The 25,517-nt window shown below is 54.8% G+C and carries 26 protein-coding genes; 9 read left to right on the top strand and 17 right to left on the bottom strand.

Going from position 1 to position 25,517, the window contains the following annotated elements:
• Window positions 1–30 precede the first annotated feature (30 nt).
• Complete coding sequence (locus tag O5O45_RS03435) at window positions 31–885, bottom strand: LysR family transcriptional regulator (protein ID WP_305903883.1); 855 nt, start codon at window positions 883–885, stop codon at window positions 31–33.
• Window positions 886–986: 101 nt separating this feature from the next.
• Between O5O45_RS03435 and O5O45_RS03430 the strand changes: the two genes are divergently transcribed.
• Together O5O45_RS03430 and O5O45_RS03425 are read left to right on the top strand one after the other, a co-directional pair.
• A complete protein-coding gene (locus O5O45_RS03430) occupies window positions 987–2,177 on the top strand; it encodes a YbfB/YjiJ family MFS transporter (RefSeq protein ID WP_305903882.1) in 1,191 nt (396 codons plus the stop codon).
• A gap of 63 nt (window positions 2,178–2,240) precedes the next feature.
• Window positions 2,241–2,447 (top strand): tautomerase family protein, encoded by a 207-nt coding sequence (locus O5O45_RS03425; protein WP_216737205.1) that lies wholly within the window; start codon window positions 2,241–2,243, stop codon window positions 2,445–2,447.
• A gap of 71 nt (window positions 2,448–2,518) precedes the next feature.
• Here the strand turns inward: O5O45_RS03425 and O5O45_RS03420 are convergent, their stop codons facing one another.
• Both O5O45_RS03420 and O5O45_RS03415 read right to left on the bottom strand, forming a co-directional pair.
• Window positions 2,519–2,950, bottom strand: a complete 432-nt coding sequence (locus O5O45_RS03420) for a hypothetical protein (protein WP_216737206.1) — start codon at window positions 2,948–2,950, stop codon at window positions 2,519–2,521.
• 419 nt (window positions 2,951–3,369) lie between these two features.
• Window positions 3,370–5,952, bottom strand: coding sequence for a M14 family zinc carboxypeptidase (locus O5O45_RS03415; protein WP_305903881.1), 2,583 nt, complete (start codon window positions 5,950–5,952; stop codon window positions 3,370–3,372).
• Between the two features lie 402 nt (window positions 5,953–6,354).
• Between O5O45_RS03415 and O5O45_RS03410 the strand changes: the two genes are divergently transcribed.
• Together O5O45_RS03410 and O5O45_RS03405 are read left to right on the top strand one after the other, a co-directional pair.
• Window positions 6,355–6,846 carry a hypothetical protein gene (locus tag O5O45_RS03410; RefSeq protein ID WP_305903880.1) on the top strand — a complete coding sequence of 164 codons (492 nt, stop codon included), beginning with the start codon at window positions 6,355–6,357 and terminating at the stop codon, window positions 6,844–6,846.
• A 364-nt stretch (window positions 6,847–7,210) separates the two neighbouring features.
• Window positions 7,211–7,522 carry an EH domain-containing protein gene (locus tag O5O45_RS03405; RefSeq protein ID WP_305903879.1) on the top strand — a complete coding sequence of 104 codons (312 nt, stop codon included), beginning with the start codon at window positions 7,211–7,213 and terminating at the stop codon, window positions 7,520–7,522.
• A gap of 130 nt (window positions 7,523–7,652) precedes the next feature.
• On the opposite strand, the gene O5O45_RS03400 is transcribed toward O5O45_RS03405, so the two are convergent.
• Window positions 7,653–8,642 carry a ribonuclease Z gene (locus tag O5O45_RS03400; protein ID WP_305903878.1) on the bottom strand — a complete coding sequence of 330 codons (990 nt, stop codon included), beginning with the start codon at window positions 8,640–8,642 and terminating at the stop codon, window positions 7,653–7,655.
• 4 nt (window positions 8,643–8,646) lie between these two features.
• Complete coding sequence (locus O5O45_RS03395; protein WP_305903877.1) at window positions 8,647–9,561, bottom strand: LysR family transcriptional regulator; 915 nt, start codon at window positions 9,559–9,561, stop codon at window positions 8,647–8,649.
• A 135-nt stretch (window positions 9,562–9,696) separates the two neighbouring features.
• Here O5O45_RS03395 and O5O45_RS03390 point away from each other — a divergent pair, with 135 nt between their 5' ends.
• Complete coding sequence (locus O5O45_RS03390; RefSeq protein ID WP_305903876.1) at window positions 9,697–9,963, top strand: hypothetical protein; 267 nt, start codon at window positions 9,697–9,699, stop codon at window positions 9,961–9,963.
• A 248-nt stretch (window positions 9,964–10,211) separates the two neighbouring features.
• On the opposite strand, the gene O5O45_RS03385 is transcribed toward O5O45_RS03390, so the two are convergent.
• The 6 genes from O5O45_RS03385 to O5O45_RS03360 all read right to left on the bottom strand — a co-directional run bounded on the left by O5O45_RS03385 (window position 10,212) and on the right by O5O45_RS03360 (window position 15,823).
• Window positions 10,212–10,739: an O-acetyl-ADP-ribose deacetylase gene (locus tag O5O45_RS03385; RefSeq protein WP_305903875.1), complete on the bottom strand. Its 528-nt coding sequence runs from the start codon at window positions 10,737–10,739 to the stop codon at window positions 10,212–10,214.
• A gap of 48 nt (window positions 10,740–10,787) precedes the next feature.
• On the bottom strand, window positions 10,788–11,198 hold the full coding sequence (locus tag O5O45_RS03380; RefSeq protein ID WP_305903874.1) for a VOC family protein: 411 nt from the start codon (window positions 11,196–11,198) through the stop codon (window positions 10,788–10,790).
• A 13-nt stretch (window positions 11,199–11,211) separates the two neighbouring features.
• Entirely contained in the window at window positions 11,212–12,243 is a 1,032-nt protein-coding gene (locus tag O5O45_RS03375; protein WP_305903873.1) for an oxidoreductase, read from the bottom strand.
• 97 nt (window positions 12,244–12,340) lie between these two features.
• Window positions 12,341–14,359 carry a methyl-accepting chemotaxis protein gene (locus O5O45_RS03370; protein WP_305903872.1) on the bottom strand — a complete coding sequence of 673 codons (2,019 nt, stop codon included), beginning with the start codon at window positions 14,357–14,359 and terminating at the stop codon, window positions 12,341–12,343.
• 310 nt (window positions 14,360–14,669) lie between these two features.
• Entirely contained in the window at window positions 14,670–15,131 is a 462-nt protein-coding gene (locus O5O45_RS03365; protein ID WP_305903871.1) for a GNAT family N-acetyltransferase, read from the bottom strand.
• A gap of 146 nt (window positions 15,132–15,277) precedes the next feature.
• Window positions 15,278–15,823, bottom strand: coding sequence for a YbhB/YbcL family Raf kinase inhibitor-like protein (locus O5O45_RS03360; protein WP_371747961.1), 546 nt, complete (start codon window positions 15,821–15,823; stop codon window positions 15,278–15,280).
• Between the two features lie 496 nt (window positions 15,824–16,319).
• Here O5O45_RS03360 and O5O45_RS03355 point away from each other — a divergent pair, with 496 nt between their 5' ends.
• Window positions 16,320–17,105, top strand: a complete 786-nt coding sequence (locus O5O45_RS03355; RefSeq protein WP_305903870.1) for an iron-containing redox enzyme family protein — start codon at window positions 16,320–16,322, stop codon at window positions 17,103–17,105.
• A 141-nt stretch (window positions 17,106–17,246) separates the two neighbouring features.
• Here the strand turns inward: O5O45_RS03355 and O5O45_RS03350 are convergent, their stop codons facing one another.
• Together O5O45_RS03350 and O5O45_RS03345 are read right to left on the bottom strand one after the other, a co-directional pair.
• Complete coding sequence (locus tag O5O45_RS03350) at window positions 17,247–17,573, bottom strand: cyclic-phosphate processing receiver domain-containing protein (RefSeq protein ID WP_305903869.1); 327 nt, start codon at window positions 17,571–17,573, stop codon at window positions 17,247–17,249.
• Window positions 17,570–18,415 carry a helix-turn-helix transcriptional regulator gene (locus tag O5O45_RS03345; protein WP_305903868.1) on the bottom strand — a complete coding sequence of 282 codons (846 nt, stop codon included), beginning with the start codon at window positions 18,413–18,415 and terminating at the stop codon, window positions 17,570–17,572. Before O5O45_RS03345 ends, O5O45_RS03350 begins: the two co-directional genes overlap by 4 nt.
• Before the next feature lie 691 nt (window positions 18,416–19,106).
• Between O5O45_RS03345 and O5O45_RS03340 the strand changes: the two genes are divergently transcribed.
• Window positions 19,107–19,859, top strand: a complete 753-nt coding sequence (locus O5O45_RS03340; protein WP_305903867.1) for a substrate-binding periplasmic protein — start codon at window positions 19,107–19,109, stop codon at window positions 19,857–19,859.
• Window positions 19,860–20,030: 171 nt separating this feature from the next.
• Window positions 20,031–20,666 carry a YchE family NAAT transporter gene (locus tag O5O45_RS03335; protein WP_305903866.1) on the top strand — a complete coding sequence of 212 codons (636 nt, stop codon included), beginning with the start codon at window positions 20,031–20,033 and terminating at the stop codon, window positions 20,664–20,666.
• A gap of 61 nt (window positions 20,667–20,727) precedes the next feature.
• Here O5O45_RS03335 and O5O45_RS03330 read toward each other — a convergent pair whose 3' ends face one another.
• On the bottom strand, window positions 20,728–21,195 hold the full coding sequence (locus O5O45_RS03330) for a flavodoxin family protein (protein ID WP_305903865.1): 468 nt from the start codon (window positions 21,193–21,195) through the stop codon (window positions 20,728–20,730).
• A 331-nt stretch (window positions 21,196–21,526) separates the two neighbouring features.
• On the opposite strand from O5O45_RS03330, the gene O5O45_RS03325 reads away from it, so the two are divergent.
• Entirely contained in the window at window positions 21,527–22,819 is a 1,293-nt protein-coding gene (locus O5O45_RS03325) for a serine/threonine protein kinase (protein WP_305903864.1), read from the top strand.
• A 14-nt stretch (window positions 22,820–22,833) separates the two neighbouring features.
• Here the strand turns inward: O5O45_RS03325 and O5O45_RS03320 are convergent, their stop codons facing one another.
• From O5O45_RS03320 to O5O45_RS03310, 3 genes are all read right to left on the bottom strand, one after another.
• Window positions 22,834–23,391: a sigma-70 family RNA polymerase sigma factor gene (locus O5O45_RS03320; protein WP_011398644.1), complete on the bottom strand. Its 558-nt coding sequence runs from the start codon at window positions 23,389–23,391 to the stop codon at window positions 22,834–22,836.
• Window positions 23,392–23,520: 129 nt separating this feature from the next.
• Window positions 23,521–23,724, bottom strand: coding sequence for a hypothetical protein (locus O5O45_RS03315; RefSeq protein ID WP_305903863.1), 204 nt, complete (start codon window positions 23,722–23,724; stop codon window positions 23,521–23,523).
• A 172-nt stretch (window positions 23,725–23,896) separates the two neighbouring features.
• Window positions 23,897–25,441, bottom strand: coding sequence for a long-chain-fatty-acid--CoA ligase (locus tag O5O45_RS03310; RefSeq protein WP_305903862.1), 1,545 nt, complete (start codon window positions 25,439–25,441; stop codon window positions 23,897–23,899).
• Between the last annotated feature and the right edge of the window lie 76 nt (window positions 25,442–25,517).

The raw sequence follows: 25,517 nt of genomic DNA, 5'->3' as shown, positions 1-25,517 counted from the left end.
CACAAAGCCGACTGGGGAGTAGCACAGGCGTTATGTTGGCGGGAACCGGCCGGCGACGGCGTCCCGCAAAGTCTGCATGCCTCCCCGTAATGGGATGTCACGATAGCGAATCATCAACGTAGGCGTGTGGGCGATATGCTCCGGCAATTCGGAGACCGCCAGTTCTCTCGCATAGGGAGATTGCTCCACTACCCTGCGCGGCATCAACGTGCATCCCAGCCCCACCGCCACACAGCCCAGAATACCTTCCAGCGTCCCCAGTTCCATGACCGATGCAATCTGATGACCACACTCCCGCTGCCAGGCCAGCGCGCGAGCGCGGTAGACGCAACCTTCGCGAAACAAAATCAGCGGCTCCTGCAGGTCGCCCTCGCCTTTCGCCGTCACCAATACCAGCTCTTCCCTCAACACAGGCTCCGCGATCAACATCGGATGATCCAGGGGGCCGCCGATAAATGCGCAGTCCAACTTATGGCTCAGAACGCGTTCAATAAGATCCGCGGATGTGGCTGTCTGTACCTGCAGATCCAGCCCGGGATGCCGGGAGCGCACTTTTTTCAGCGCGGAGGGAAGCCTGACAGCAGCGAAAGTCTCCATGGTCCCGATGCGCAACTCGCCAGTAGCTTCGCCTGCAGAGCGCACTGCGGCCGCAGTCTGTTGCGCCATTTGCAGTATCTCTTGCGCGTGTTTTTGCAGCACCCGTCCAGCAGGCGCCAGCTCCAGTCCACGTCCTTTGCGAAAGAACAGCTGTACCTCCAGTTCCTTCTCCAAGCGGCGAATACGCGTCGTTACATTGGATTGCACCGTATTGAGCCGACTCGCCGCAGCGAGAATGCCGCCTTCCTCCACCACTGCGAGAAAGGTGCGCAACGCGACTAACTCCATAACCATTCTCCATTAGAGAATATTTTCTTCTCTATTATTCGATTGTTTTGATAGATTGCATTATTTATCTTCTCTCCCAGAGATACAACCGGAAGTGAACCATGAGCGCACAACTACAACGCTTACAAGTGCTGACGGCGGGCATACTCAGTCTGATGCTGATGTTAGGCGTGGCGCGCTTCGCCTACACGCCGCTACTGCCCATCATGCAACAGCAGGCGGGACTATCGGCTTTCGCAGGGGGCTGGCTGGCCAGCGTAAATTATCTGGGATATTTGTGCGGAGCCTTGATCGCCGCCTCTATCAGCAGCCTGACGCTGAAAGACAAGCTATACCGCTCAGGTTTACTGATCGCCCTCATCAGCACCGCCGGCATGGCGCTGTGCGACAACGTATGGGTATGGGCGTTCATGCGCTTCATCGCCGGATTGAGCAGCGCCGCAGGCTTGTTGATCGGGTCCGGCCTGATCATGCACTGGCTTATCCGCAACGGCCACCGCAGCGAATTGGGCATTCATTTCAGCGGCGTCGGTCTGGGTATACTGTGTTGCTCTCTCGCCGTGGATCTTATGACTCCCCACTTCGATTGGCGCGAGCAATGGGTGGCGTTGACGCTATGCGGATTGCTGTTCGCTATCCCCGCCTGGCTATGGTTGCCCTCGCCCACCGCCGCCAGCCGTTCTCAACATGAGGACGCAATGCAAGACCGACCGCCCTCGCGTCTTTATATGGGTATTTTCATGGCCGCCTATTTTTGCGCTGGCGTAGGGTATGTGGTCAGCGCCACCTTTTTAGTCGCCATCGTCGATCAGCAACCGGCCTTACAGGGGCAAGGCGCTTTTGTATTTCTTCTTGTAGGAGCCGCAGCCGCGCCCGCCTGTATCCTTTGGGATTTACTGGCGCGACGCATCGGCGACATCAACGCTTTGATCATCGCGGCGGCCTTGCATGCTCTGAGCATACTGGCGCCGACACAGGGCGGCCTCGCCATGGCGCTGCTTGGCGGCGCGCTTTTCGGGGCCACGTTTATGGGAATCGTCAGTTTGGTGCTGACGATGGCGGGACGTTTCTACCCGTCACGCCCCGCCAAAATGATGGGCAAAATGACCCTGACCTACGGCGTCGCACAGATTCTTTCCCCCGCCCTTACCGGCAGGCTGGCGGCGACAGGCGGCGGTTATACGGACGGCCTTTATCTGGCCGCCGCTGTAATGGTGCTGGGGGTATTGCTACTGCTGGCCTTGAAAAGCGTGGAGCAAAGTGAACGCCGTCAGGCCCTGTCATACACCTGACTATTACCTGCCATACATCTGGCCATTAATAGTCGCGAACCAACTCAACAAGAGAGAGCCAGCATGCCCTACGTTAATATCAAAATCACCCGCGAAGGCGCCACCGCAGAGCAAAAAGCGGCATTGATCGAAGGCGTTACCCGTCTCTTGCAGGAAACGCTGAACAAGAATCCCGCCACCACTTTCGTGATCATTGATGAGGTGGAGACGGACAACTGGGGGATCGGTGGCGAGTCTGTCACCGCGCGTCGCAAGCGCGAGGCGGGCTGACAGCGGATGAATGCGTTCAAGCAGGCCCACGCCCGCCTGAACGCATTGGCTCCAGGCGTATTCAGCCTACGCTATTGCAACATCCACAAGACGGGAGCCGCTAAAACGGCGAGGGTTAGCAGCACCGTGACGCCCACGCCCGCGGCCGCCCAATTGGACGCCAGCTCACCGCCGCTTTCGCGGTGCCCTCTGATGGCTTTGCCCTGAAACAGATTCGCCAACTGCAGCATCACCATGATCTGCGGGGCGAAGTACACCAGCTTGGGCACATGCCACTCCGCCGGAACCAGCAGAGCGGCGATAATAACGCCTATTGTCGCCGCCAACGAACCAACGATCGCCTTGCGGGCATGAGACTCCTTGCCCAGCTTGCGAAAGTTCTTCGCCAACAGAATGCCGCCAGCCAATGCCGACCCCAAAAAGGTCGCAATGCCGATACCGGAAACTTTATAAAGCTTGTGTTCAACGAAAGAAGAGACGGGTGTTTTTTGTGGGTTTTCCATTGAAAGATCTCCTTCACCGCCCGACTTAGACAGCCGACAAGAAGGACACCCAAACTTGTTAACCGCACGAGGGCGGGCTGTATCGATTGATAGCGTACCCCGAACGCGACGCGCCCGGACACTTCACAACGGCCGCCAGCGCTACTGTTAAGAACAAGGCGACAATCAAACGAAGCCGGTGATGAAGAACAAGAACTCTCCCGTTCGCAGCGGACCTTCCCTGAATATCGATTATCCTTAACGACTTCGGCGCCGCAGGAAGCATTAAAATTCTAGCCCCATAAGCCCTGTTGCGATACCCGCGGGACATAAAAATTTTATAAAGAAATTAACCCTACAAAAAAGGCCGCCCCGAAGGACGGCCTTAATCTAGTTCAGTATGCCGATAGCGTCATCGCCATGGCGCACGTCAGGCAGACTTACTTGAAAGTAATGCCCCACTTGTCGATGTTGCCGGTGTCGCGGTTGGCTCTGTCACGTACTTTCAGATTCCAGGTTCCTGCGGAATCCTTCGCCCCCACGTCAACAGTGTAGGTCTGGTCGATGTCGTCTGTAGAACCGCCAGTGCGGTTGTGCAGGTTATAGACTGTTCCATCCGGATGCACCAGATCCACGATCAAGTCGCCGATATAGGTGTGCTTGATCTTCACCGCTACGCTCACGGAGCCGGAAGCGCCGCTGCGAGTCACATCAATCGGGCTGCTGACGCCAGTGGCGTTATTGTCCGGGATGCTGACGTCGGTGTCATTCTCATAAGCGTCTGGATCTGTCGGCGGCTCGCCGCCATCGCCGAGGGATACGGTGTAGTCTTCCACTTCCCCGTAATTGAAGGTTCCACATGGAGTTGGAGCCGCGTTATAACGCATTGCGACACGCATGGTGGTCTTCTCAAAGGACGCGCTCGCCGGGATAGTCAACGTACCGCTGGCGGGCGAAGAAGAGGCTGATCCAGAGTCGAAGACTTCCTCACCGGCGTCGTCAAAGTCGCCGTCGCCATTTAGATCGACCCACGCCTTGAAGTACTCCTTGTACGACTGGCCGGAGAATGCAGGCGTAAAGGTGACGCTATTGCCGCCTTTCACCAGGGACACTACTTCGCCGCCCTGGGCTTCAGTAAAGTCGCTGTATTTGGACGCGCCGGAAGACTTCAGGAAGCCGCCAACCTGTACGCTGGAGATCCACTCGTCATTCGAGCTGTTGCTGGCTGCGTCGCAGTATTCCGCAGGCGGAATGGTCGGATCGCTGTCGATAACCAGGAACACGGCGCTCACCGCACCCCAGGCGCCGCTGGCGTCTTTGCCGCGCACATAGACGATATGCTTGCCTTCGCTCATGCCGGTGGTGTCGATCACGCCGGTGACGCCTTCCGTCTTCGAGTTGTATGAACCGTCAGAAGCGGACAGGGCGATGGCCTGGGCGCCGTTGGCCCAGGGCGGGGTATCAACGTAGTATTCCGCCGCCGTCAGGTTTTGCGTGGACTCGGTCCCGTTACTGTTGTTGAAGCGAGTGTCTGTAACGGATGCGGTCAAAGTCACCTGCGTACCCGGCTCCACACCGCCGCTGGAAGCGCCGCCGCTCAAGGACAGGCTGGTGACGTCTGGACCCGCTGGCGTGATGTAAGGCGTGCGCACGACTTTCGCCGCGTAGATCAATGCGTTCAGGTTGTCCGGCTTGATCTTGCTCTCGTACGTACTGCAGCTCTGGAAGAAAGACGTGCCCAGCTCGAAGGTGTACGCCGCTACACCCAGCTCGCCGTAACTGACGCCATCGCTGGTGCCGTCGGTGGGATAAAGACCGATGGACTGTTGCGGTGAGTAGCCATTGAAGAAAGCGAATTTACGTCCCAGTGTCTGCAACGCCGTTCCATTGGGCGCCGCCTGATTGGTGTCGCCCCATGGCCACAACACCAGTTCGCTGTAGCTGTGAATGTCCAGGTGAATACCGCTTGTGTCGCTAGGGGCCGGGTCGTTTTTACCAGGGCCGCGACGGTCCGGCCACAGGCTGCGCACGTACCCTTCCAAGGCCTGGATTTCCGGCTCTGAACCCGCGCTGGGGCCGCGATAGGTATCATTACACTGGCTGCCGCTAGAGCCTTCGCCATTGGTGCTGTTCCAGCTGAATGTGAAGTTCCGGTTCAAGTCCGCGCCGCGACTGTTGCTGGTGGAGCCGCAGTAATTGCGGTTGGCGTTCTTTCTCCAGGATAAGCCGGTTTCCGCTTTCTTGCGTCCGTCCGGGTTGGTTTGCAACATCAAGTGTATTTCATGGTTATCCATGATCCAGGTGGCGTCGGCGTTGGTTCCATAGCCATTGACCAGCCAGCGCGCAAATTCCAGAGCCAAAGGCGCGGTGGTGTATTCACGGGCGTGGATAGCGCTGTTAATGAACAGCTTGGGCTTGTCGCCGCCGGTGTTTTTGTTGGTCAGTTTCAGGACCCGCATATCGAAGCCGCCGAGTCCCTGTTTTTTCTCCCAGGAGTCGCCAACGTCGATCCACTCAGCCAGTTCAGGATGGCTGCTGGCGAAACCCTCCGCCGCGGCGAAAGTCTCTTCTACGGTTTCATAGCAGGGGTAACCGGGAATACCCGCCAGCATAGCCTCCGAGCTCGCTACGGAACCGTTGACCGATTGCGCGGAAAAGACGCCCAGGCTGCTCAAGCCCTGCATTTGGGTAAGAATGGAGTTGCGTTGTTCAATAAAATCCGTCGCGGTCTCGAAGGTGAAGCCGAATTGCTCCAGCTTTTTCATTTCCTCCGGCTGCAACTGCATGACCAGATAGCCGTCGTCATAATGAGACTCCAGCATCTGCGCGTGAAAACTGATCGCCGCTTTGCGAGCGATATCCTGATTAGGGAAATAGGCTTTATAAATGTTGTCCGACGCTTTTTCCTGTTCGAGCAGTTGATAGGCGTCGTGGGCATGTCCAGGGGCGGCCAGTGCGGAACAACTTACCAAAGCGCCCGCCATGAGAGTGGCCACAGATAAGCCGCTAGCTTTCTTTTTCATTGTTATTTCTCCTTGGAATCCAAGTTCCCGGTGATTTATTTTTCCCTTGTAGGGAGATCGATTTGATTATTATCAGCGCCCGGGTTTGGGCGGCGCGGTCCGTTACTGCAATCGACGTTCCACTGAGGCTGTTAAAACGCATAATGTGTCAAAATCCTTCCAGGCCGAAAGTGGCCTTAGAGATTAAGCCTATTTCCCAATCTTCAAATTTGAACAGCGTTAAACAGCCTCGATTAACGTAGAAGCTAAGCTGTTTAGTGTCAATCCAGAAAGGTTGCGCTACTGCTTATTCCTGACAAATATAAGTACAATCCGCAATATCAAAGGCGGTACCGAGACGCGAAAACTCTGACTTGTGTTCTCTAAAACACGCAGGGAAAACTCGCCAAAAAGGGGCGCTTTATGCGAAACATCACATCATTTTGCCGCAAATTAGGGCATTTTTTAGCGCCGTTCGCCGCAACGGCTATTCTGTCAGGCTGCGCGCAGGCCTCTCCCACCAATACTGGTAAACCCTTACCCGGACTTGAAGCTCAGGCCCCGGGCGTTTATCGGGAACTACGCGAGATCAAAGGCCACTTCAGCGGCGGTCAATGGAATGAGGATGTGGATAAGTGGCAAGGCAAAAAGCATCAGGTCATGCAGGTTCTCGGCGCCAAAGTCGCGTCGGAACGCCTTGACGCCACCCACACCCGCGAGCTGATGGGCGCCCCCGACCGCACCCACCAACCGGGCGATCAGCATTTCGACACTGTGATTCGCATGACTGAATGGAAAGGCAAACCGCAAGGTTCACTATGGGTATACGACTGGCGCGGCGCCCATGACCAACTGGTATTCGCCTTTGATGGCGACAAGTTAACGGCCTCCGGCTGGCTATATAGCTGGGAATAGTCGAGCCGCGCCATTTCCCAAAGCGTCTGCTAACACAGAATTTACACTGTCGCAAATCACGGACGCTTAAGCTTTTGATTTATAAGACTTCTTATCTCCGCCTGCAACCAGGCGTCGCAAAACGGGGACGTTTCAACACAGCGTTCCCGGCCTCCCCTTCCCCAGAACGAATCCAACCATTTGATTTATAACAACTTCTATTTTCTGGCGCCGAAATTGGAAACTCTACGGTGAGCGCACTAAAGCGCATGAGGAACCGCATCGGCAGGGATTACGACAGGAGTACGAAGGCCAACATTGGATAAGGACAATGTTCATTGCGGACAACATAAAGATTTCACAGGATCACAGAGAGGTGATTAACATGAACAAACTGAGCGCACTTGCACTGTCATCATTTTTGGCCGCTTCCGCCGCCTATGCAGAAGGCGATATGGGAGCCTCTGAAAAAATGCCGTCCGAGCAACAATTCTCAGCTCTGGATGCTAACCAGGATGGCGTGCTTGATGAATCTGAAGCCAGCAGCAACACTGAGCTGACTAACAATTGGGCGTCTGTCGACATCGACAAAGACGGCGTTATCAGCCCACAGGAATATTCCATCTACACGGGTGAAGCCACCGCTTCAGGCTCTGCAAGCGAAGAGCAAATTCTGGAAGAGCCGGTAACTGAATAAGTTACCTTAACCTTAGCTGAGAGATGGCTTTTATTACCGAGGTCTGCAGATTCCGTCTGCAGATCCGGGCTTGGGTCCAGCCGCCGATGCGGCGGACCATTTTCGCAGGACGCAACATCCGTCAGCGCTGTCAGGTATTAACGACAACTTCTCCGCTTCTGTGTAAGCGCCCTTCCTTGTCCAATTGAAATATTTCGAAATCCCTCGCCAAAAACAGACACCCCGAATAGGCTGACGCCGCTTCCCGCTCAATATCAAGAATGGAGGCGTTTTTATTATCCGCCTTATCCAGATAGCGGGGGCTGAAGTGCGTAAGTACCAGATTGGGTAACGCCACAGACTCAGCGAATTGCGCTACAGCCAGCGCGCAACTGTGCTGCGGTCCCTGTCCGACTTTTTCCGCCACGTCACGGGTGTAAGTCGCTTCATGCACCAACGCCTGGGCGCCGACGCACGCATCTCTCAACAAATCCGGCTGGTCATTGTCGCCGCCAATAACCATGCGTCTTGGCGCTCGCGCTCTCAGCAGATAGTCCGCGCCATGAATCTCAGCGCCATTATCCAGGGTAACGCTCTCGCCTTTTTGCAGGCGTCCCCATATGGGGCCTGGAGGTACGCCGTCCGCTTGCAGTCTCGACACATCCAGCTTCGCCTCCACATGCCTTTCAGTAAATGAATAAGCATAGGAAGGAACACGATGAGAAAGCACGTGAGCGCGCAGCTGAAAGTCAGCATCAACGAAATCGCTATGCAACAAAGTTGTGACATCCACAAAACGCAATTCATAAGTGAAGCGCAACTGCGTAGTCTCAATCACCGCCTGCAATAGCGTTTGCAGGGGCGCCGGTCCGATTACCGTCAGGGGCTCAGTGCGCCCGCTCATACTGGCGCTGGCCAAGAGACCCGGCAGGCCATAGCAATGATCGCCATGCACATGTGTAATGCATACGCCGCGCAGTTGCTTCAAAGTGTGTCGGCAATGCAGCAGACGGTGTTGCGTCCCCTCGCCGCAATCCACCAGCCACCAATCCTTGGTTTCAGCCATTTTGACGCACACCGCAGAGACATTACGGCTTTTTGTCGGCACGCCGGAGGACGTTCCAAGAAATGTGAGTTCCATAAATTCAGGCGCTTTTCAAAGTCACAATTTTCTGACAGTTACGAGAAAAATATTCACTAATAAAATCAATAAACAATCTCACTTTCTGCGGCAGATACTCACGGCTCTGGTATACACAGAAGATATCCAGATTCGGCGGCTGGTAGTCCTTCAATACCGTGACCAGACGTTTCTCACGCAGGGCTTCATTCACGATAAAACAAGGCAGTTGCACGATGCCCTTGCCGCTCTCCGCCAGTTTGGCGAGGAAGATGCCGTTATTGGACTTAAACCGCCCCCGCACATCCACGTAGCGCACCTTGTCATTCTCCCAGAAACTCCATGAGTTGCGCCGGGCCAGCGAGAATCCCATACATTCATGGGTTCTCAGGTCATCTGGGGTTTCCGGCAATCCGTTGAGTTTCAGGTATTCCGGAGAAGCGCAGGTGACCAGCGCAGTGCCGCCAATACGACGCGCAATGAGGCCCGGTTCAAGCTCGTGAGCGATACGAATAGAAAGGTCAAACGCCTCTTCCACCAGGTCCACGCGACGGTCCGCCAGCTCCATATCCACTTCAATGCTGGGATAAGTGGACATGAACTCTGCGATGACCGGCTCCAGATGCAGCAAAGAAAACGCCATCGGCGCGCTCAGACGCAGGACGCCCTTGGGACATTGGGTTTGCTGGGAAAGATCCGACTCCGCTTCATCCAGCAGGGAGAACACATTTCTACAGGCTTCCAGAAAACGCTCTCCGGATTCCGTCAGACTCAACCGACGGGTCGTACGATGCAGCAGTTTGGCGCCCAGACTGTCTTCCAGCCCTGACACCAGACGCGTCAGCACGGGCCGGGACAAATCAAGAATGTCCGCCGCTTTCGCAAAACTGCCATGATCAACCGTGGCGACGAACGCACGCATTGCCTGAATTCTATCCATCCGGATTTCCCCCTTAGTATTGTTTCATTTTTAGAAACAATTAATTTCAGAAAGGCGAGTTTATTCCTGACAATGGTATCTATAAAGTAGCCACCACACAACGATTGAAGTCAAAACCCTAGAGGAGAATCTCAAATGAAAACTTCAAAACTTTTTTCAGTAGTCGCTGCTTTATCTCTTTCCGCAATGGCTGGCGTAGCAAGCGCTGAATCCCTGGCGGACCGTCGCGCTGAAAGCGTTCAGGACGTACCTACCCCTAACGCTCATTACAGCGGAAACTACCGCTTTGAACAGGGCAAACGCATCCCAGTGGTTAAGTCTGCAGACGACAAGAAAGTGATCGACGGCCAATACACCGGCACAGTGAAGTACATCCGCGGTGAAGTCGTCGAAGAGTCTTGAGAAGCGCAAGGATAAAACCGTCGGCGGCTAACCGCCATCACGGATGACCGTAGACCGCCTCACAGCGGAAAGCAAGGAGCGAAATCAGGGCGAGGACCAACTCAAAAACGGGCTCCCGTCCCTGAACCGCCGGCGGCGATATTCCTTTTCTCCCAAGAGGAATATCGCGTCCTTTCTTCTCTCGACGCTTTTACGCGATTGAACTCATCTCTCCAATGCCCCGACCAGTAAATTGAGGTTCAGGACCACTAGTCCGAGCCAACGATCTCCGCATACGCTTTTCGCGTCGCGTCTTCAACCTGGCCGTCAAAACAAGCAAAAATCACCCGTTTAATCTGGGGGTTGTGCTGTAGCCCTGCCATCACTTCCCTCATTGCAATTTGGCAAGCTCTGGCGATGGGAAAACGGTACACGCCGCAACTGATCGCAGGAAACGCCATAGAGGTGACGGCGTGTTGCTCAGCAAGACGGAAACACGCCTGAAAACAGGACGCCAATAGCGCTTCCTCATTGGCGTCGCCGCCGCGCCAGACCGGTCCGACAGCGTGAAACACCCATTGCGCTGGCAGGTTGTATGCTTTGGTGGCTTTGGCGTCCCCAGTATCGCAACGTCCCAGAGTGCGGCATTCCTGCAACAACTCGGGCCCCGCCGCGCGATGAATGGCGCCATCTACGCCACCGCCGCCGCACAGAGCGCTATTCGCCGCGTTGACAATAGCGTCCACCTGCAAACGGGTGATGTCTCCACGAATGATATCGATTCTGTCCTGCAACATAGCTTTCGTCTCCCTTTGCTAACAGCCTATTTATTTCGATAGACGGGTTTAGACTGACCTATCCGCATCCTGCGGAAACTCATCGACAAAATTCAACTCCACGCCCAAACCGGCAGGATCGCGTAGAAAGATCTGTGTTTGCCCCAGCCCGGGAACCACCTCAACGGAATGATTCAGGCCATGTTCGGCGAGCCGTTGCAAGGTTTCCGACAAACCGCGGCAACTCAGCGCCACATGATCAAGATACCCCGTCGTCGTACTGTCGCTGTCTGCGGTTTCCGAGGCCGTCAGATGCAGAATCGGCGCTTCGTCCGCATACAGCCAGAAACCTTGACGCCGAAACCCAGAGGGGCGCGGCCCTTGTCGCAGCGCCAGCACATGCAGATAAAAATCGCGCACGCTCTCCAAAAGATCCATCGGCGCTGTGATGTTGATATGATCCAGTCCTACTACTTCCATGATGTTCCTTGGTTTATTTAGTGAATGCGATGCGTCTGCCTTCGTCACTGCTTTGCTGCGCCAGTTCGATGATGCGAATAACCTGCATCGCCTGCTCTGGCGGCACGGGATTATCGGCCTCGCCACGAATCGCCGCCGCCAACTGCCGGTAGAAAAGCTTGTAATCCCCGGCCTGAGTGGCTTGCGACTGGGAACCTTCCGCGTCCGTCACCACGCCATGACAATCCTCCGGCTCCAGCCCCCAGTTAGGGCTGTCTGGAGCCCGCCCGTCGCGCAGCGCATCCTCTTGCGGATCCAATCCGTGCTTAATATAGCTGGCGCGATCGCCATGCAACTGAAAGCGAGGTCCCGGCAAAGCGGTCAAGGCGCTGCCGTGCAGAATCACCTGCAGCGGCGCGTAGTCCAGCACAACATGGAAGTAGTCCACGGCTTCCGAGCCTGGGCGCTGTCGCAGAGCTTGCGCAGTGACCGCTTGGGGCGGCCCGAATAAGCACAGCGCCTGATCAATCAAGTGGGAGCCCAGATCATACAGCGAGCCGCTGCCCGCTCCAGGTTTCTCGCGCCATCGGTCGCGCACTTGGGGACGAAAACGGTCAAAATGGCTTTCGAAGTGATAGAGATCGCCCAGCCGACCGCTCTCCAATAACGACTTAATCGTCAAAAAATCTCCGTCCCAGCGGCGATTGTGATAAACGCTGAGCACAAGATTACGTTGCGCCGCCAGCTCACATAAGGTCTTGGCCTGCACAGATTCAGGCGTGAACGGCTTCTCCACCAGCACATGCACGCCGGCCTCCAGCGCTTGTCGCGCCAGCGGATAATGCTCAACATTAGGCGCCGTGATGACAACCAGCTCAATATCCTGTTGCAGCAGTTCCGTCATAGTGCGGCAATGCGCCGCTTCCGGCGCCAATGCTTGCGCCAGTTCTTCGCGCTGGGTCAATACGGCGCTGACTTCAAATTCAGGGAGGGTTTTAAGAAACGGAAGGTGAAAGGTCTGGCCGGAAAATCCCAGGCCAATCAAGGCGGTTCGTACCGGACGCATCGTCCTCTCCATCTACATCGGCTAAAACCGCTTTATACTGCAGGCGACAGTCCTTTGTCACCTTAACGCAGAGTAACCGGCCGCTTGCGTCGGCGCATCAGGTGCGGAAACGTCCCACCAAGGTCTTCAGGCCGCCGGCCATATTTTCCAGTTCCCGCGCCGCGGTAGCCACATCCTGCACCGCGCGATTGTTGGTTTCCGTCATGGTGGCGATCTGCTCCACATTGCGCGCGACATCGGTGCTGGCCTGAGCCTGTTCACGAAGCATGAGAGAGATGTCGCTGAATACGTCCATGACCTGTTTGGCGCTGTTGCGAATGCCATGAATGGAGCTTCCGGCCTGTCCGGCCAATGTGGCGCCCTGCTCCACTTGCTCTACGCCGCGACTCATGGTTTCCACCGCATCCAGTGAGCCTTCCTGAATCTTGGCGATAGTGGAGGTAATCTCCCGCGCCGATTCGGTGGTGCGCGCCGCCAGACTGCGCACCTCGTCCGCCACGACGGCGAAGCCGCGCCCTTGCTCGCCGGCCCGGGCCGCCTCAATGGCCGCATTCAACGCCAGCAGGTTGGTCTGTCCGGCGATGGTTTCGATCACCATGATGATGGAAGAGATCTGTTCAGATAGCTCTCCCAAAGCGCCGATGGTTTCAGAAGAGGCTTTTACTGTTGTGGAGATGCGCTGCATTTCCTCTCCCGCCCGCTCGATCACCACCGCGCCGTCTTCCGCCGTATGGAAGGACTCCGATGACAGGCGCTGCGCTTCGTCGGCGTTTTCCGACAGCCTGTCGATACTGACGGTCAGTTCCTCAATGGTTGAAGCCATGGAGGAAGCCGCCTGACTTTGCTGTGTGGAACCGGCAGCCACTTGCTTACTGGCGTCGGACAATTGATATGAGGCCGAAGCCAAATCCGTCGCGGTGGAGGCGATATCCTTAACAATGTCGCGCATATGCCGATGCATGGTGTTAAGCGCCTCTTGCAGCCTGCCCGCCTCATCCTCGCGATTGACCTCGATATCGCGGGAGTAATCGCCTTGCGCCATTTCCTCCATCCAGAAAACGGCCTCCTCAAGGGGCTTGCCGACCATCCGCTTAGTGGCGAACCAGATGACGACGGACAAGATCGCCACAATCAGAACAGTGGTCACAATCATGACGCTCAACAACCAGTCGCTGGTGGCGGAAATTTCGTCCATCGGCATGGCGGCGGCGACCACCCAGCGTAACTCAGGCGCCTCCTGGAAAAACGCTAAATAGGTACGCTGCGCGCCATTGGCGTCTTGGGCCGTAAAAGTGACTTCCCCGTTATGTTTTTGCAGCATGGCGGTGACCGCCTGCCCGAGCCCGTCTTGCCCCACTATGTTTTTGCCTTCCAGCGAAGGGTGCAGCAAAAAGGTCCCACGGGCTTCGCCCTTATCGGCGTTAACAACGAAGAGCAGCCCTTCCTCTCCAATTTTCTGGGCGCCGAGTTGTTGCTTGAGGTTAGCCAAGGAGCTGGAGAACTCGATGCCAATGTAACGAATGCCGACGACATCGCCGCGGTTGTTCTTGATCGGTGTATAGTTGGTAATGAAATCGCGCCCGAATAGCGTCACCTTGCCAGTATAGGCCTCGCCACTCAGATTTTTTTCATAGGCAGGAGAAGAATGACTCAGAAGCGTGCCAATGGCGCGGGAACCGTCTTCCTTTTTAACTGACGTCACCAGGCGCACAAAATCATCGTCCCGCCGCACAAAAATAGTCGCATTGCCGCCGGTGGCGCTGGCGAAATCATCTACCGCCGTATAATTACCCGCTAATGGCGTGTCGCCAGAGTACATCTGAAAAACGCTTTGCCCCGCGACATCCACTTTCTCTCCAGTACTGATACTGAATTCACCGGGAAAAGTAAGGCCAAACACTTCCGAAAGGCGCACCGCTTCGTTATCCAGCTCTTCACTGTATGCTTTGGCCGCCATGTGAGCGGCGCCGACCAAGTGCTGCAAGTCCGACCGGGTGAGTTGGGTGACGGATTTGTCAACCGAACGAATCAGGAAAAAGGAAGCCACACCTAGCACCACCGCAATGCATAATGCCACCACGCTGGAAAGGCGTACTGCTATAGACCGTCTGAACATGGCGTCCACCTCGAATTTTCTCAGGCGTATTCATCAGGCTGTCCGCAGGTCCTTCTGCTTTGGCAGATCAGAATCCAGCGGGACACGCTTGGGTTCGGAAGGGATACTATTTACTTACTACTATCTATTTACTTACTACTATTTCAGCGGCGTGAATTCCTTTTATGGGGAATTGACCGTCTTGTCCTTATAACGTCATACATTCTGCAGAGGCGCCCTGTTTTGTGACACCTATCACAATTTATAGAGGCAAAGCGGAAAATTTTCGAGTTATTTTCTGTTACCTAATACGCCGCTTCGGTTTCCTTTCTCAGGAATTTGGTTGCAGCCGTTTGGAGAAACAGACAGACAAGTCCGTCTCCCGATATTTCCCATAAGGCTCGGTAATGACGTACCCATGTTTACGATAGAAGGCGATCGCCCGATCATTGATTTTACGAGTGGAAAGGCGAATTTCACGGTAACCCAACTCCCCCGCGCGCCGCTCCAGCGCCGCCAACACGACGAGTCCGCCGCCAGGGCTCCGTGAATACATGCGCTTAATTTCCGCGCAGTCGTTCAGTAGCGGGCGTAGCGCGCCGCAGGCTACTGGCGCGCCCCCTCGCAGCAACACCACAAAAGCCGAGTCCGGCGTTTCCACATCCGCCTCGGAGAAAGACGAGCGTCCATCATCGCCGGTCAGATATCGCAACGCCTGCGACAATTCCTCCACCAATGCCGCCGCCATGGGATTTCGCGGCGAACAAAACCGAATTTCTTCACCAGCAGTCATCAACACTCCTTGATTTTCCCGATGACATAAAAGAAAACGAGCGTAGCACACCTGCATCTACGCTCGCTGTTCCCTTTATTGCACTTATTCCACTTATTCCAATATGGCTGGTTATTCCTAAAGGTTAGGATTTAGCAGGAAATGTTCTAACGCTGATAGGTCGCTTCAATCACCGCACTATCCAGCATATTGGCGTGAATATAGAAGCCCACCAAAGCATTGGAGCTATCGGAAGGCAAATCGATCTTTTCCACGCCCAGCGCGTACACTTTGAATTGGTAGCGATGGGGCTTATCGCCAGCAGGGGGGCAAGCGCCGCCGAATGCAGCGGAGCCGTAATCCGTCTCAATCTGCTGCGCGCCTTTTGGAAGAGCGCTTGAGTTCACCACGCCAGCATTGCGCTCCAGCTTATTAATATCGGCGGGAACATTAATCATCTGCCAATGCCACCAGCCGCTGCCAGTGGGCGCATCGGGATCATAGGCAGTGATGGCGAAGCTCTTGGTTCCCTCTGGCGCTCCCCGCCACACCAACTGCGGCGACTGGTTTCCTCCGTCGCAACCAAACCCTTTATATTCCTGCTGCTTCGATAGCTTGCCCCCATCCGTCACATCCGGACTGGTCAGAGTCATCTCCGCATGAGACATGCTGGCTGCTAACAGCCCTAACAATGCCGCCGTCGTCGTTTTCATGGCCGTCTCCTTAATAGTCAGACTGAGTTAAATGACAGGCTTTCAATCTACCCAAAAGAGCCCGCTGGCGTTCGCCTGAAAACGTCAAAAGTTCGCCTGATGCGTTCAGTTTTGTTTTTGCATGCTTGTGTGATCTCTGGTTACGTTTTATTTAAATCCGCTCCCCAATCGCTTCACGCCAACAACCACTATTCACGCCGAATATGCGCCCATCCCCTTTAGCGTCAGGATATCGCAGGCCATCAACGCAACGCCGTACTTCTTAGCCTCTTATACAATTCGTTTCATTTGGCGCCGCAAGCGTATTGTTTTCTCACAGCAATAACGCATTGCACCAGTGGCGTCGCAATTCGTTACGGTTTTCAAATTGTCCACGCGCCGGATATTACGGACAGTAGCTTTACCTCCACGGAGGTTCTAACGCTTCATTGACGCGCCCGAAGACTCGGTTTCGGTGCAAAGCAATGTTCTCAATACAGTCAAAAGGAGATGGATCATGACTGAACAGACCCTATATGAAGTGGTTGATCAAGGAAAAATGGATGCGCTGAGAAAAAGGCATGCCTGGCTGGTGGAGCCTATCTACCGCGCCAGCGACCATATTACCCGGCTGCCTTTCTTCACTTGGGTGCGAAACCTCAACGACGCCAGACAGTTCAAGCCTGTGGCGGAGCAACTGTACTATCACTCCGCCACCTTCCCCAAAGTGCTCGGGCTGATGCTCGGCATGACTTCGTTACGCAATAATCCGATGATGCCGTTTTACGCCAAACATGCTTTCGGTGAAGCGGACCATCACATGCTGTTGCGCGACTGGATGTTGCAGCATGGGCTTATCCGACACGCTTCCGAGCTGGATAACGTCATCACCAGTCTATATACCAACGCCTGCGTTAATATGGCCTACCAGCTGGCGATTGAGCAGGACCAGGAGAAATGGCTTGTCGCCATCAATAGCGGCATCGAGCGCTGCTCCAATGACTTTTTCAAGGTCGTGGCGCCCAAAATGTACGAATTGAACGCCGGCCACTGTTACTTCGATATTCATGTGGAAGCGGACGAACACCACTCCATAATGGGTCTGGAGTATCTGACGTCGTTCCCGGAAAACAGCGATATCGCCGACTCACATCGTGCGAAAGTGCTGCTGCGCAAGGCGCTGGAAGGCGTCTCATTGTGGGGGGCGATGCTGCATTCGTGGATAGGCGTGGATTACCTGCCCCGTTTTGATGACGAGGGAGAGTTGATCAATCCGCCAGGATCGCAATTCAGACTGCAATAGCAGGCAAGACGAAGCTTTAATTTTAAATCGGAACAGAGGCATTCAGGTCAGGAGGAATTATCTGAACCGCCAGGAAGGCCGGGGGCACAAGGAGCCGCCCCCAAAGCTCGCGAAAGACTTACCGCTGTTGTCTTGTTAGTCCTAACCGACGACCGCACTTAATCTCTTCGCCAGAGCCTGGATATTCTCCACGCCCAACTCCATCTTCTTTCGGGCGGAAGAATTTGCGGAATGCACCCGAATCAACGGCGGATTGAACCCCCGCGTGGTGGCCACCGCTTCCTCAATCCAGAGCACGACGTCATATCCGGTTCCCCGCTCATCGTCTCCAAGGTCGTGATCTAGACTGATCTCAACCACCGCGCCCGTCTCCAGTAACGCAATTGCTTCATCCGGCCAATAGACCCGGGTCCAGCCCGGCGGCGTTGGGCGCTCATCGTCCAGATAAACTTTATATGCCTCACTCACGTCAAAATACCCTCTCCTAATTCCTCCAGCCGGGTTTGTCTCAGCTCGCTCGGCGTCATCCCAAAACGCTGCTTAAAACGCTCGGTAAAACGGGATTGCGACTGATACCCGCATTGATCCGCAATATGGGAAATAGGCAGCAGCGTAGTTTGCGCCAGATGCAATCCCATTCCCAAACGTACGGACTCCAACAAGTCACGAAAACCGGCGTTCTCCGCTTGCAGGCGACGGCGTAAAGTGGATTCGCTTACCGCCAACGAGCGGCTGACTTCCAATAGACTCCAATCCTTTGCGGGCTCCTGAATCAGAATCTCACTCACCTTTCGACGCCAGGACGCCCCGCTACGACTTTTCAACAAAGACCCGTAGCCCTTGGCGTACAGCAAATGCGCCAGCTCCTTGCGCCGTAAAGCCCACAACTCCGGCGGACTGACATCTATCCAATTAATCCATTGGTTGAGAAATTCCGCCAGAGTCCGGTCCACTCTGGCGATGGCCGCGCCGTCTCTGTCCGGAGGCGCGGAAACCGGAATCGCCTCAAGGTCGGATACACAGAAACCAATCACCACTGCGACGTATTCCCCTTCCGGCAGGTTCATGAATTGAAGCTCAATACCCGCCGGCGCCAAAATGAACTCACCCGACCGACACGCCACCTCCGGCTGCAAGCTCAGCACCTTGGCGCCGCGCAGCACGATGATGAGACAAGGATCAATAAACGGCACGCCGTGCAGGTTCTGCGGCTGCAGGCACCGATAGACGCTGAAAGGCAGCATGACGGATTCTTTTTCCTCACGCTGCATCAAGCGAATCAACTTTGGCCGCATTGTTTCCAGCAACACCCTACTCTCCCGTTTTAATAGATGGTCTATTTCCGCTCGCCATTTAAATGCGAGACTCAGTTCTATATGGCGGCGCGCATTTACCTGCTTCTATCATTACATTTAATCCCGTTTATCGCCTATCAAAAACACGTCAGTCCATTGCGTATTCCTATCGGTATATCTACGAGGCAAAACTGTCAGACAGGATAGCGCGGAATACAAATCCAACCGAATACAGGCCGCGAGCCAGTTAGCCCAACGCCATCCGGCTCTTGCCATTGAATCGCCCGTCAGACAAGAATCCACGCCTGATGTGGCGCTTAACAAATCATGAACTATCATTACAATAAGCTCACAAACATTACATCAAAGTGTTATAAAATTGCGCCTTTCATATAACAAATCGGGCGCGCGGACCAAACAGGCAATCAGCCGTATGCCGACGCAGAGCCCAAAGACTTGCCACAGACAAGTCGTCCAAAAAAATTGAAGTAATCCATCTGACAGAATCTTCCGTTTATAAAGGGTTTTTTACGGACGAGTTCCCGGAATTGATTTCCGGGGTTTACGTATGGGTTATTGTCGGTAGCAGCAGGCTTGGAGTCGCTCGCAGCCGGAACAATCACAAACCTGGTTAATAAGGCCGGCGCACGGGATGCATCCGGGCGCCAACGAAGCGTTTTTAAGTAAATAGAGGTGATATTTGAATATGAGATCCAAACTGGCTTTTTGGACTTATATGCTACTGGCGGCCCTTGTCAGCGGTAAAAGCTTGGCTGCGGAAAAGCTGCATATTTTTACCGAGAACTACCCTCCCTATAACATGTCTCTGAGCGGGCAGCCTTTTGCCCATAAAGAAGAAGAGATTGCGGGATTGTGTACGGAGATGGTTAAAGCGCTGCTGAAGCGTACGCCTCTGGAGTATTCTCTGAAACTGCGGGACCTGGCTACATCCATGAACCGTTCCAAAAACAAGCCCAACCACGCCATTTACTGCGTATCCAAAACCGATGACCGCACCCCCTATTTCGAATGGATCGGGCCGCTGGCGGAAATCAAATGGACGCTGTTCGCCAAACCAGGCTCCAACCTGAAGCTCACCAGCCTGGATCAAGCCAAAAAATATCGTATCGGCGGCTATAAAGGCGACGTCATGAGCAACTATCTCATCGAGCGCGGCTTCAATGTATCCACCATCGCCAACGACAGCCTGAACCCGCGCCGTCTGGCGTTGGATCAAATCGATCTGTGGGTGACTGACGGCCTGTCCGGTCCTTACGTGGCGTCGGAAGTGGAAGACATGACCAATCTGGTTCCCGCTCTGGTGTTCAAAACCACCCCGATGTACATGGCGATCAACAAAGAAACCAGCCCCGAAGTGCTGAAAGCGCTGCAGGCCGGCTTCAAAGCCATCACTGACTCCGGTGAAGCCAGATCCATTACCGACGTTTACATGCAGTAAGCTGTCGCTATCCGGGGCGCGCAGTCGTCCCGGATACGCAGCCGGAACTCGGACGAGCATGGCGGCGCCTGAACGGTAGGTATATTTCTTACCTCGATTATTAAGCGGCCCGCCGCTATGATTGCGCCGAATTTTTACCTCCCTTACTTACGAGTAAAAGGCGCGCCGTCTATGCTTGAGTTCCACGAGTACACCAAGATTCTCATCGGCCTGATGGCCATCGTGAACCCGGTTAACGCGGTTCCCATATTCGTCGCGTTCACCTCCAACGTCAGCGGAGCGGAGCGCAAGAAAATCGGCAAATCCGTGGTCATCGCCGTAGGCCTGATTCTGCTGATCTCCATGATATTGGGCGAATACCTGCTGAACTTCTTCGGCATCACCATTAACTCTTTCCGGGTTGCCGGCGGCATCCTGATTCTGTTGATGGCGATCTCCATGCTGCACGCCAAAGTCAGCGCCACCGTGCATACGGAAGAAGAAACCGCAGAAGAGGAAGGGCATCATCATTCCGTCGCGATTGTTCCCCTGGCGATGCCGCTGCTAGCGGGCCCGGGGGCCATCAGCACCGTGATTCTTTACGCCCACCGGGGTACAGACGCGGCTCACTACGCCATGGTGGGCGTGGCGATTTTGATACTCTGTCTGACCTTGTGGATTGTGTTCTCAATGATTCCCTGGTTTTCCAGTCATCTGACCAAGACCCGCATCAATATCTTCACCCGTATCATGGGACTGATCCTGGCGGCGATCGCCATTGAATTTATCGCCAACGGTCTGAAAGGCCTTTTCCCTGTTCTGGCCTAGGATTCAGGGACAGTCTGAAAGGGCGCGGCATGCGCCCTTCTCCGCCATAGCAGTAGATTCATCATATGATGCCGGCGTCCAGCGACGCCGCCACATACATTCCGAACTCTTCGCACTGCTCCACAAACGTTTCCTGAAACTCGCCCCGACAGATCAACGGCTCTCTCACCGCACGCCAGCGCAACCCCGTAACAATGCTCTCCACGGCGCGCCGTGTTCCGGTTCCATCATGACCCGCGCGGATATACAGCGCATAAGGCAGTCCTTGGGTTTTCTCCAGACAAGGGTAATAGCAGCGGTCGAAGAAGTCTTTCAAAGCTCCGCTCATGTATCCGAGGTTTTCGGTCGTCCCGAGGATAATCGCGTCGCAGGCCAACACATCCTCCGACGTCGCCTGAAGCGGAGGAACCCACTTCGTTGTCACTGTTTCGATATCTTCATGCCCCGCGCCGCGCACAACCGCCTCAACTAATCTTTGCGTATTGGGAGAAGGCGCGTGGGCGACAATTAGCAGGTGTTTCTCAGCCATATCCCATTCCTTGAACGTCTTTGTCCGCCAACCATGATTGGCTTATTCAGCACTGTCTGCAACGTCAGCGACGGGCAATTGCGACATTTCAGCGCTTAGGAGTTAATATAACCGAGCCGAACCGTCCTCAGGTTAATGTTTACGCAGAGGGATCATTGCAATAATCAGAGGTTGGCCCGCACCTGAGGCTATAATTTCCACAGGACAGGAGGATACTGATGCCCCGCGCCGCCGGAGCGTCCGCTATCTCCAATAAACCGACCCACGCCGCCCTGGACATCCGGCGCCGGTCCGAACAGCAGCAACTAAGACAAATAAGCTACTGCGCATTATGGATGTATCTCGCTGGAATCAAATACAAGAACTGTTCGAAGCAATCGCGGACCTATCCACAGAAGAACAACGGGCTTACCTGGATATTCATTGCCAGGACGATGAGCTGAAGAAAGAAGTCCTGCAACTGGTGCAGGCTGATGAACACGTCGACGACATCCTCCCCAAGCAATATGACATCGCCTCCGCCGACGCCACTCTGGTGTTGCCGAAGATGCATCCCGGCGTTATGGTCGGCCCCTATAAAATCGTCCGCAAGATCGGTGAAGGCGGCATGGGCTGGGTGTATAAGGCGGAGGACACCCGACTGGAGCGCTTTGTGGCCCTGAAGTGTCTGGCGCCGGAAGTCGCGACCGACGAGCGCGTGCGTTTTCGCCTGATGCAGGAAGCCAAGGCCATTTCCCGCCTGGATCATCCAAACGTTTGCGTTATCCATGATGTCGGCGCCATGAGTGATGGCGGCATGTATATCGCCATGCAGTACTATAGCGGCGAGACACTGGAAAATGCGTTGACCAAAGGCGCGCTGGCGCCAGATCAGGTGGTCCGCATCGCCAAGCAGATCGCCTACGGTCTGCAGGCGGCCCACCAACGCGACATCATTCATCGGGATATCAAGCCCGCCAACATCCTGCTTTCTGAGGACGGCATCGTCAAAATACTGGATTTCGGCATCGCCAAACTGTCTGGGGTCGATATCACCTTGGGCGGCGCCCGCATGGGCACCCTGCGCTACATGTCACCGGAACAGTTGCAAGGGCGGGACATGGGACCGCAAACCGACGTCTGGTCCGTTGCCACGTTAATTTATGAGATGCTGACCGGCAGAGAAATGTTCGACGGCGAGAAGTCCTCCACCGTCTTGCATGCCGTCATGCACGAGGAGCCGGAATATAATCTGGCGGTTTTTCAGGAATACCCGCTCTTCAAACGGCTTTTGACGGCGATGCTGCATAAAAAGCCGGAAAAACGCCTCGACTCCATGAGCAAAGTGCTGCAATGGCTGACCACGATCCAGCCCATTGCTCAGGCGGGGGCTAAAACCCGGGCGCGTCAGGAGCAGCGTATTGAAAACCAGGAAGAGGTGGTAAAGGAGGAGTTAACGGATTTATATCTGCTGCGTCTGGCGGCGGCTCTCACCGCCCATGTCGGCCCGGCCGCTCCCAAGCTGATTCAGCGTTACGCGTCCACGTCAGATAATCGGGAAATTCTGATCAACTCGCTGGTGGGGCATATCAAGCCCCAATACCGGCAAATCGTCAGTCAGCAATTGAAAGAGATAGCGCTCTGAACAGAGCGCCATGACTAGATTTTAAGTTCTTTCACCAACCAGGCTTTGGCGAAACGCAGGTCCCTTTCCACGGTAGAGAGGGAGACTTGCAGATATTCTGCGATTTCTTCCTGAGTCATGCCGCCGAAGAAGCTCATCTCCACAATACGCGCCTTGCGTTCATCCACATTAGAGAGTTTTTGCAGGATATCTTCCAGATCAAGCAGGTCCGGCTGACTGCCGTCGTCGCATATCTGCGCTTCATGCAGCGTCACCTGAATATCGTCGCCGCCGCGTTTCTTGCGCTTCTGCGCACGGGCGTGGTCAACCAGGATACGACGCATGGTTTGCGCCGCCACAGCGAGAAAGTGAATACGATCGTTCCAGGCGACTTCCGCATCCACCAGATGCAAATACGCCTCGTTCACCAGCGCGGTAGCCTGCAACATGTGTCCCTGACGCTCGCCCGCCATGTAGCGGCCCGCAATGGTGCGCAGTTCGCCGTGGAGAGATTCGATAATATGATTAAGGGCTTGCGAATCACCGGCCTGCCAGTCGGCCAGTAGCTGAGTTACGTTGCGAGAGCCAGCCATAGTCTTTAGTCCTGCTGAATTCGGGGGAACATGCATTCCCTATGCTGAAGAATCTTGTTTATTCTTGGTATTTTAGGGAGCTGAGGGGCGGCTAGCAAACTAGATTTTCAGACAGCGCGGTCCATCGCGCTAGTTCCATTGCTCATCAACGGCTTTCAGCAGTTGCGGTTCTTGCCAAGTGAAATTGAATGCGACTTCTTGAATGGCGGCGTGCGCTTTTTCTTGCTCGCCGGTTTTTTGGGTAACGGTTTTTTCGCTGCCGTTCTGCATTAGAAATACTTGGAACATCACCATCATTAGCGCAAGCAGTGCTGCAAAGATGTGTGCTTTCATTTTCTTTCCCTTAGGCCTGAGGGGCCTTAGTCGTATATCAGGGTCGTTACTGCCTGTTTCCCTCTAGTAAGCGCCCTCAAAAAGAAAAAACCGTCATCTTTTCGTAATTTTTTATAACAAATCGCCTATGCCCTTTCCTGTTTGGACCCAAGGGCATTGGCGTTCGCAGTCCCTAAAGCGATTTGAGCTCCCTCTTCAATATTTTGCCGGTGGCCGTCATCGGCAGGCTATCGCACACCTCTACCAAGCGTGGGTATTTATACGCCGCCATTTTGCTCTTACACCACTCCCGGATCTCATCCGCATCGGCGCTGACGCCCTCTTTCAAAATAACGAAAGCTTTGATCTCCTCACCATATTGCGAGTCCGGCACGCCTACCACTGCAGCCAGAGACACCGCAGGATGCGTCAATATGGTCTCTTCCAGCTCGCGCGGGTAAACGTTATAGCCGCCCCGGATAATCATGTCTTTCAGCCGATCCACGATGAACAGATAGCCGTCTTCATCCATATACCCGATATCGCCAGAGTGAAACCAACCATAGCGTATGGCGTCCGCCGTCGCTTCAGGTCGATTCAGATATCCCTTCATTATGTTGTGCCCACGGATGACAATCTCTCCCCGCTCCCCTCGGGCGACCTCAACGCCTTTCTCATCGACGACCTTGATATCCACGCCCCAGATAGGCACGCCCACGGAGCCCGGCTTACGAGGACGGTCCAGCACATTGAAAGAGGCGACCGGCGAAGTTTCGGAAAGACCGTAACCCTCCAGAATCGGCACCTGAAATTTGGCTTCAAAGCCGCGCAGAATCTCTATGGCCAAAGAAGAGCCGCCTGACCCGCATAGCCGCAGGCGATCACGAATCTGCACAACCGTGGCCTCATCCAGTTCTATGCCGTGCAACAATGCCCAATACATGGTGGGCACGCCGCAGAATACGGTAATGTCCTCTTTCACCATGGCGTCCACCACAGCTTTAGGATCAAAACGGGGAATCAGCACCAGTTTATTACTGTTGTAGAAGCCGCCGCACATCTGCACCGTCTGTCCAAATGTGTGAAACAACGGCAACGCCACCAGCTGGTTATCATCAAGGCGCGCTTCGCTGAGCCGGGCGAATTGCGCCACATTCAGGAAAATATTAGCATGAGTCAGCTCAGCGCCTTTGGGTTTACCAGTAGTGCCGGAGGTATATAGAACCACGACGGTGTCATCCGCCTGAGTCACAATATCCGGCGCCGGTTCATCACCCGACAGAAGCTCATCAAACAGCGCGGGTATGTCGCTTTTTACCAATCCCGCTCCGCTGGGAATCAACCAAAAGCGCTCACACTCGGCGACAGCGTTATAGGCCGCAACGCCTCGCGGCCCCAACGGCAGATCGGCGACGCCCTCGAAACAGATATAGGCCTTGGCTTGCGAATCACGCAGGTGGTAGGCGATCTCATCTTCGCTGAGTAACACATTCAACGGAACCGCTACCGCGCCCGCTTTGACGATGCCGAAGTAAGCGATAGGAAAGAAATGGAGATTGGGACAGCTTAGCGCCACCCGGTCGCCGGGCTGAATGCCCGCCGCCAGCAAATTATTGGCGACCTGATTCGTCATATGTTCAACCTGGTCGTAGGTCAGGCGAACGGCTCCGCACACCAGCGCCTCCTTTTGAGGATGACGTTTGGCGCTCTCAGTAAGAATAGTGGCTAAATTCAGCATGGATTCCCTCCGCAAGTATTATTCTTGTATAGATAGACGTTCAATCATCATAGTCCGGGCCGCCGCTTACGGAAAC

Source organism: Hahella sp. HNIBRBA332 (assembly GCF_030719035.1).
GTDB lineage: Bacteria > Pseudomonadota > Gammaproteobacteria > Pseudomonadales > Oleiphilaceae > Hahella.
The sequence above is the reverse complement of the archived record's forward strand: the minus strand, read 5'-3'. Positions and strand labels throughout refer to the sequence as shown.

What these genes read in the sequence shown, in the direction of transcription:
- O5O45_RS03435 (WP_305903883.1), bottom strand. Translation starts at nt 885, where the DNA reads ATGGAGTTAGTCGCGTTGCGCACCTTTCTCGCAGTGGTGGAGGAAGGC.
- O5O45_RS03430 (WP_305903882.1), top strand. Translation starts at nt 987, where the DNA reads ATGAGCGCACAACTACAACGCTTACAAGTGCTGACGGCGGGCATACTC.
- O5O45_RS03425 (WP_216737205.1), top strand. Translation starts at nt 2,241, where the DNA reads ATGCCCTACGTTAATATCAAAATCACCCGCGAAGGCGCCACCGCAGAG.
- O5O45_RS03420 (WP_216737206.1), bottom strand. Translation starts at nt 2,950, where the DNA reads ATGGAAAACCCACAAAAAACACCCGTCTCTTCTTTCGTTGAACACAAG.
- O5O45_RS03415 (WP_305903881.1), bottom strand. Translation starts at nt 5,952, where the DNA reads ATGAAAAAGAAAGCTAGCGGCTTATCTGTGGCCACTCTCATGGCGGGC.
- O5O45_RS03410 (WP_305903880.1), top strand. Translation starts at nt 6,355, where the DNA reads ATGCGAAACATCACATCATTTTGCCGCAAATTAGGGCATTTTTTAGCG.
- O5O45_RS03405 (WP_305903879.1), top strand. Translation starts at nt 7,211, where the DNA reads ATGAACAAACTGAGCGCACTTGCACTGTCATCATTTTTGGCCGCTTCC.
- O5O45_RS03400 (WP_305903878.1), bottom strand. Translation starts at nt 8,642, where the DNA reads ATGGAACTCACATTTCTTGGAACGTCCTCCGGCGTGCCGACAAAAAGC.
- O5O45_RS03395 (WP_305903877.1), bottom strand. Translation starts at nt 9,561, where the DNA reads ATGGATAGAATTCAGGCAATGCGTGCGTTCGTCGCCACGGTTGATCAT.
- O5O45_RS03390 (WP_305903876.1), top strand. Translation starts at nt 9,697, where the DNA reads ATGAAAACTTCAAAACTTTTTTCAGTAGTCGCTGCTTTATCTCTTTCC.
- O5O45_RS03385 (WP_305903875.1), bottom strand. Translation starts at nt 10,739, where the DNA reads ATGTTGCAGGACAGAATCGATATCATTCGTGGAGACATCACCCGTTTG.
- O5O45_RS03380 (WP_305903874.1), bottom strand. Translation starts at nt 11,198, where the DNA reads ATGGAAGTAGTAGGACTGGATCATATCAACATCACAGCGCCGATGGAT.
- O5O45_RS03375 (WP_305903873.1), bottom strand. Translation starts at nt 12,243, where the DNA reads ATGCGTCCGGTACGAACCGCCTTGATTGGCCTGGGATTTTCCGGCCAG.
- O5O45_RS03370 (WP_305903872.1), bottom strand. Translation starts at nt 14,359, where the DNA reads ATGTTCAGACGGTCTATAGCAGTACGCCTTTCCAGCGTGGTGGCATTA.
- O5O45_RS03365 (WP_305903871.1), bottom strand. Translation starts at nt 15,131, where the DNA reads ATGACTGCTGGTGAAGAAATTCGGTTTTGTTCGCCGCGAAATCCCATG.
- O5O45_RS03360 (WP_371747961.1), bottom strand. Translation starts at nt 15,823, where the DNA reads ATGAAAACGACGACGGCGGCATTGTTAGGGCTGTTAGCAGCCAGCATG.
- O5O45_RS03355 (WP_305903870.1), top strand. Translation starts at nt 16,320, where the DNA reads ATGACTGAACAGACCCTATATGAAGTGGTTGATCAAGGAAAAATGGAT.
- O5O45_RS03340 (WP_305903867.1), top strand. Translation starts at nt 19,107, where the DNA reads ATGAGATCCAAACTGGCTTTTTGGACTTATATGCTACTGGCGGCCCTT.
- O5O45_RS03335 (WP_305903866.1), top strand. Translation starts at nt 20,031, where the DNA reads ATGCTTGAGTTCCACGAGTACACCAAGATTCTCATCGGCCTGATGGCC.
- O5O45_RS03330 (WP_305903865.1), bottom strand. Translation starts at nt 21,195, where the DNA reads ATGGCTGAGAAACACCTGCTAATTGTCGCCCACGCGCCTTCTCCCAAT.
- O5O45_RS03325 (WP_305903864.1), top strand. Translation starts at nt 21,527, where the DNA reads ATGGATGTATCTCGCTGGAATCAAATACAAGAACTGTTCGAAGCAATC.
- O5O45_RS03320 (WP_011398644.1), bottom strand. Translation starts at nt 23,391, where the DNA reads ATGGCTGGCTCTCGCAACGTAACTCAGCTACTGGCCGACTGGCAGGCC.
- O5O45_RS03315 (WP_305903863.1), bottom strand. Translation starts at nt 23,724, where the DNA reads ATGAAAGCACACATCTTTGCAGCACTGCTTGCGCTAATGATGGTGATG.
- O5O45_RS03310 (WP_305903862.1), bottom strand. Translation starts at nt 25,441, where the DNA reads ATGCTGAATTTAGCCACTATTCTTACTGAGAGCGCCAAACGTCATCCT.